The 5,792-nt window shown below is 37.2% G+C and carries 10 protein-coding genes; 4 read left to right on the plus strand and 6 right to left on the minus strand.

Annotation, left to right across the window (positions count from 1 at the left end):
• Positions 1-8 precede the first annotated feature (8 nt).
• Both I4641_RS22930 and I4641_RS22935 read right to left on the minus strand, forming a co-directional pair.
• Complete coding sequence (locus I4641_RS22930; protein WP_229642904.1) at positions 9-212, minus strand: hypothetical protein; 204 nt, start codon at positions 210-212, stop codon at positions 9-11.
• 14 nt (positions 213-226) lie between these two features.
• A complete protein-coding gene (locus tag I4641_RS22935; RefSeq protein ID WP_439655366.1) occupies positions 227-478 on the minus strand; it encodes a type II toxin-antitoxin system RelE/ParE family toxin in 252 nt (83 codons plus the stop codon).
• A gap of 182 nt (positions 479-660) precedes the next feature.
• Between I4641_RS22935 and I4641_RS22940 the strand changes: the two genes are divergently transcribed.
• The 4 genes from I4641_RS22940 (at position 661) to I4641_RS22955 (ending at position 3,049) form a co-directional block, all read left to right on the plus strand.
• Positions 661-1,710, plus strand: coding sequence for a protelomerase family protein (locus tag I4641_RS22940; protein ID WP_229642906.1), 1,050 nt, complete (start codon positions 661-663; stop codon positions 1,708-1,710).
• Positions 1,711-1,732: 22 nt separating this feature from the next.
• Positions 1,733-2,350: a hypothetical protein gene (locus I4641_RS22945; RefSeq protein ID WP_229642907.1), complete on the plus strand. Its 618-nt coding sequence runs from the start codon at positions 1,733-1,735 to the stop codon at positions 2,348-2,350.
• A 70-nt stretch (positions 2,351-2,420) separates the two neighbouring features.
• Positions 2,421-2,654, plus strand: coding sequence for a ribbon-helix-helix domain-containing protein (locus I4641_RS22950; RefSeq protein ID WP_229642908.1), 234 nt, complete (start codon positions 2,421-2,423; stop codon positions 2,652-2,654).
• Positions 2,651-3,049 (plus strand): PIN domain-containing protein, encoded by a 399-nt coding sequence (locus tag I4641_RS22955; RefSeq protein ID WP_229642909.1) that lies wholly within the window; start codon positions 2,651-2,653, stop codon positions 3,047-3,049. Before I4641_RS22950 ends, I4641_RS22955 begins: the two co-directional genes overlap by 4 nt.
• Positions 3,050-3,415: 366 nt before the next feature.
• Here the strand turns inward: I4641_RS22955 and I4641_RS22960 are convergent, their stop codons facing one another.
• From I4641_RS22960 to I4641_RS22975, 4 genes are all read right to left on the minus strand, one after another.
• Entirely contained in the window at positions 3,416-3,949 is a 534-nt protein-coding gene (locus tag I4641_RS22960) for a DNA-binding protein (protein ID WP_229642910.1), read from the minus strand.
• 15 nt (positions 3,950-3,964) lie between these two features.
• Positions 3,965-4,219, minus strand: coding sequence for a hypothetical protein (locus I4641_RS22965; protein ID WP_229642911.1), 255 nt, complete (start codon positions 4,217-4,219; stop codon positions 3,965-3,967).
• A 236-nt stretch (positions 4,220-4,455) separates the two neighbouring features.
• A complete protein-coding gene (locus I4641_RS22970) occupies positions 4,456-5,016 on the minus strand; it encodes a hypothetical protein (RefSeq protein ID WP_229642912.1) in 561 nt (186 codons plus the stop codon).
• Entirely contained in the window at positions 5,017-5,205 is a 189-nt protein-coding gene (locus I4641_RS22975; RefSeq protein ID WP_229642913.1) for a hypothetical protein, read from the minus strand. It abuts the gene before it with no gap.
• Positions 5,206-5,792: the final 587 nt, after the last annotated feature.

A 5,792-nucleotide genomic window follows, 5' to 3' on the forward strand; every position in this document is an offset into this window, starting at 1 on the left:
TTTGATGTTCAATATTTCCTCTCAACGAAACTGAAAACCCGCAACCAGTTGTGAGAAAGGTTAATAGCTTTCCGCTGCTTTTTGGCAAATAAAGCTAGTCTTGTCTTAAGTTCAACCAACTCAGCTTCTGCGGTCGTCAACTCTAGAAAATCACTGGCATCACCGACAGCCCAGCCAGAAGCTTCTAATCTTTTCTGTTTTTCAGTGTCCATAACCATCCTCGATACTAAATCGCGTCATACTGCTTTAGCCTTTTTTGACATCGTTTGATAACTGCGTCTGGGGTTTTATTCGTCTTCTTAGCAAACACATCTACAACAACAATGGCATCCTCATCAAGACGATAAATAATCCGCCATGTTTGACTTTCATCATTGATTCTTAACTCATGACATCTCTTGCTAATGCTAGGCATCGGGCGAGATTGAGGCATAGATAACGATTCACCCTTTTGAACATAGTATGTCATATTTGACATAATCGCAATTGTACAATCTATCTTTTTATTGAGTTGTGAGAGAAAACTGCTCGAAAGAGAGTTTGAGTAATCTTGAAACCACGACATCTTTTTGATGGTTAGGGATGAAAGGGCGATCGCTTTCATAATCAAGAATCAAGAGTTACAATAGATATGTAAGGTACAATAGATTAACAAGGTTAATGGCGATCGCCAGAATCGAAGAATTTATTAGCAAAATAGAGGAAGCAAATAGTGACAAGTATCAACAGCTATGCGCGATCGAGCTTGACTATTTGCGTTCTTGTTTGGGCATTAAGCCAGTATTTAACAGTGAGGGTTATCCCATAGCAGTTCAAGGTGGTAGCGTTTCGGGCTTAAAGAAACAAGTCAGTCTTTATCGCAATGCCATTCGAGATGTGGAATTAAACGATCGCAATTCCGATTCAACAGTCAAAAATGGTCAACGAGTCAGAATACATAAAGCCTTGAGGTTTTTAAATCTCCAAGATTACGAAAAAGATGAGGTCAAGCAACAGCGTTTGGCTAGGGATAGAAAAGATAAATCAGACCGACCCAGTTTCAATGCGATCGCGGTAATTAAAAAAGCCGAATCATTACTGACTGCTAAAAGCTATGTTGCTAGACTAGCGGGTCTATATGTCTTAACAGGCAGAAGACACGGCGAGTTAATGCAGACGGCACAATTTAACGGTACGGGATTAAGTTGTAATCTACTCCAGCGACGTAATGAAGATACTAGCTATCACGTCTTATTTAGCGGTCAGCAAAAGACAACCAAAAAAGGTCTAGTCAAAAAACAAGATATCTACGGCATGGTCAAACACTCTGATGTGCCATATAAAATCCCCCTACTATGCGAGAAAGAAAAAGCACAAAATGCGATCGCTTGGCTGCGGGAATATTATCCTTGCCCTTTAGACAAAAGGGCTAAGGGTAGTAAGGAACTAGGAGTCAAAACCAAGAAAGAATTTTCACTACTTTTACCTGATGTTACCCCCCATAAACTACGCAGTGCTTACTGTGCAATGGTGTGGAGTATTTATCGCCATTCAGGAACTAAAAACCCCACAGAAGACTTAGTAATCGATCTGATTACGGGTCACAGTTCCGACACCACCGAATCAGCACAGGCATATATGGATTACGAACTAGATGAATCTTCGGCAGCCTCATTAAGAGAATGGTTCAACAACAAACGTTTAATTCAAGTAGCCCCCGAATGGCTTTAACAATTATTAAAAGGAAAGAACAATGAAAAAATTAGGCACGAGAATTACAGACGAACATAAAGAGAAACTTATTGCTCTTTGCGATCTCGAAAACCTACATCAAGGGGAAATGATTGAAAAACTAATCGATTATTATCTCGACAATCCTGTTAAAGATACAGACTTAGAAGTAAAAAGCGAGTTCATAGACCAACTAGAACTTAATGAGTCAGAAACCAAAGAAGTACAAGATGCGGTGATTAATTCAGGTCAGGAGTTAAAAGCGATCGCTAAAGATGGTTTGATGTACAAAGCTAAATACCTCAATACAATACAAACAAGCCTCTGTGAAATTCCCAAAGAAGAATTACGCAGTTCCACAGCCAAAGGGGTAGCAGCCTACAAAATAGAGAAATGCGTCGAGGCAATTATCGAACACAATAATAATAGTCCTGAACCAAAAGATAGAGTGTGTCTCAGTAAAACTTTAGTCCAGAAACTTACGGGGAGCAATCCCAGAACAGTCGGTCAGTGGTTTGACGAGCATCATGGATTGATTAACGACCATAATGCCAAATATCAACTAACCCACAGTCACAATCGTCGCGGTGCAGGTTTCGATTACTTCCAACATCTGAATCTGGAATACTTAAAAGCTTAATTAGTAGTACCAAAGGTTATTTAGTCTTAGCTGTAAATTCCTGGTATAATAAAAGAAAAATATACCAGAAATGAACACATCGATTCACATACCAGCAGAATTAAGCGATCGTTTAAATACATATCTAAAGTTTCATCAAATGCCAAAAAACAAGCTGATCGTGAAGGCGATCGAGGAGTTTTTAGAGAGTCGGGAAAATGAAGATACCTGGCATCCAGATATCTTAAATTGGAAAGGCGTGTCAGAGGTTGAACTAGAGACAGATCGAGATTTTAGTTTGCCTTCACGCGAGGAGATATTTTGAAATATCTGCTAGATACTACGACAATCTCTGATTATTTGAGAGGAAACCAAAATATAATTAATCACTTTCGAGTGACATCTTTCAAAGTGATTTTTGTCAGTTCCATTACTAAATTTGAAATTGAATATGGAATGGCTAAAAACATCAAAGCGAGAAAGCTATTTAGTGAACAGTTGGAACTTTTGTATTCGCAGATAGGAACAATCTATTTTGATGATGACTGTGCAAAGGTAGCAGCAAAAATTAAAAACCAATTATTTGCTATGGGGACACCAGTTGCAACAGAAGATTTATTAATTGGAGCGATCGCACTAAATCATGGTCTTACCGTTGTGACAAGCAATACAAAGCACTTCTGGAAAATTCCTGACTTGAAAATAGTTGATTGGCAATAATAGCTAGAGCTATTATAGTTTTGGCAATACTATCGTTGAAAGTGAATCACGTCATAAGTTTTTTCTCAGACCTGAAAATAAAGCGATCTCTATTTTGTTATTGAAGAATTCATTTCTACTGAATGACTTGATATTCTTATTATTTATTAGACAAATAAAACTATTGTAAAATATAACTAAAATATGATAACAAAAGTGTTAAAAAGCATCTATAAAATAGCAATTTTATAATAGTAACTATCGATTTTATTGATTCAAAAATGTAAATTTTAAACAAATAAATTTATTGAAACTAACATAAACTAGAATAGACTTAAAGAGATTGACGGCATGATAGCGATCGCTCTTGACCATAATCAACGTAGCTTAAGAAACTAAAGCACGAGCTTTAAGTCTCAAATCGGGGTCAGAGTTAATATTTTGATTTTGCTTTTCCAGATTAAACTGCATGGCAAATTCTGCCACTTCTAACAAAGTTAAATCTACATTATGCCCTCGCTTCTGATACCATTTGAGCACTTCTGCCAAGTGCCAATTCAATGATTTAGCATCACTGTTAATCGAAAAAGGAAAAGTGTCAGTATGGGCATTCTTGAGCTTGAGAACGTTTTGTCGAGAACATTGCATGACAGTAGCAATTTCGGGAATGCTAACAACATCAGGAGAGATATAGTAAAGTTCGCAATCGGGTATGACACTTCTAACATCGTGGGTAGCACTTGTTATCGCCTCGACCGAATTCTCGGCAGTACGGATAAAATCCAACCCTAGATATCCGAGCTTACCGATACCGAGTAAAGCATCATCACATCCAGCTTCAAACAATCGATCCTCATAAATACTGGGGTCTGTTCTTGGGTCAGCTAATTTAAAATGTAGTACAAAATCATATTCATTCATAGTATTAAAGCTTTATCAATCGATACTTATACCCTTATTGATGCAACCGTCTACAATGCGACGTATTTGCTTGGCATGATTCTGGGGATTCTTTGGTGTAGACCAGATACTTTTAAGACAAAATTTTCCACATCTACATTCAGAATCGTTATAGGGACACTTCAATCTTCCCCAAGCGTGCGAACTAGAACCTGCCTCTTTTACCTCCCACCCATTTTCAACTGCGTAGTCGATCGCACTGTTAATCTCTTTATTCGGATGTTTTTTCACGTTTACATCTAATACATCTAAGATTATAGTCGTTTTAGGTTGTCATTGGACAACCTAAACAAATGTGAGATTCATTATAACGTTCCATTGACTAGAAAAAACTTCTCCATCAAAAACTGCTGTAGTCCTTGTTAAATATAGTTTTAAACCTGTCACAGATAACCTAGATATTGTTAATAACCAAGAAGAATTATCTGTGACAAAAAATTCTAGTCCATTCGACACCCTAGAAGCGATCACCTTAACCGAGCGGTGCGATTGTTGCCTGTTGAGATACAACAAAAATTGAGACAATGGGCGATGGAGAACCAAATCTCAACAGCATAATCAATACAGTTTAAATCTTTTTCCATATCTGGCAGGTTTAGAGATTCAGCTATTTTTAAATTATTGAAGTTATGTATCCTTTGAATTACTTGGCAATCTAATTTTCTGTTGAAGCTAATGCCATTACGAAGAATGGTATTTTTTGGTAGAGATTTGCCTAATGCAGAAACTTCATTTTCGAGTATTGCGTAACCCAAGCGAAGATAATCTATCTTGCCAGCATCAAGTAGATCTAGACAGTTACCTAATCGGATAAATGCACCTATTACAGACGGATTAGGCACTTTACTGCTGTTTTTAGCCCAGTCTAAAGCTCTTTCATAACTGCCTTCCCAAAAGTAGATTCCATGTCCTAGCCAATCGTATTCGTTTGCGCTTTGGGAAAGATGGTTGCCTTGTCTGATGACGCTATTAAATGTGGAGCGATCGCAACCATGAAAGCCGACAACTATTTGAGGCGATATATACACTTATTCAGATATTTCTTCAGATATTTCAAGCTCGATAATTTCCCCATGCTCGTCTAGAATTCCAGCTTGAATTAAAGTATGGGTTATATATTCCTTGGAAGTATTGGTTATAGCCTTACTGTCGGACTTAACAGATTCACCTCTAAGAACCGCTAGTCTCTGTTCTAGAGCTTCTTTTAGTTCCAACATAGCATTCCTCAACGTATCGTATATACACGATTATATCTTGGTTGAAAGGAATCACATCATAAGTTCTTTCTCGCACCTGAAAATAAAGCGATCGCCATTCTGTCATCAAAGAATTCATTTCTACTGAAAGTCTTGATGTTATTATTGTTTGTTAGGTAAATCAAACTGTTGTAAAATATAATCAAAGTATGAAGATTAAATTGTTGTATATATATCTATAAAACTAATATTTTATAATAGCAACTATCTATTTAGTTGGCATAAAAATATTAAAGTTGAGCGAACAATTTTATTGAAACTATTACTAACTCAAACCAAGAAGACTGATATATCTACTGTAGCCCTTGGGATGAAATTGACAGCAAAAACGCGATCACAAATGCAAAGCAAAATTTTATTTAGGGGTACAAGAGAAGTGAATGGGTACAATAGTTTCATATTCCTCTGTTGCTTGACTGAAAAAAGGCGATGAGGCGAAGCGATCGCTATTTCTGAATTAAAAGAAAAAATCTTAGTAAAGGGCTACACAAGGAGTAAAGGGCTACACAAGGAGTAACTACCCCGCACACCCGCGATATGCGAAGCGG

Source organism: Waterburya agarophytonicola KI4, assembly GCF_020640915.1.
GTDB classification, from domain to species: Bacteria; Cyanobacteriota; Cyanobacteriia; order Cyanobacteriales; family Xenococcaceae; genus Waterburya; species Waterburya agarophytonicola.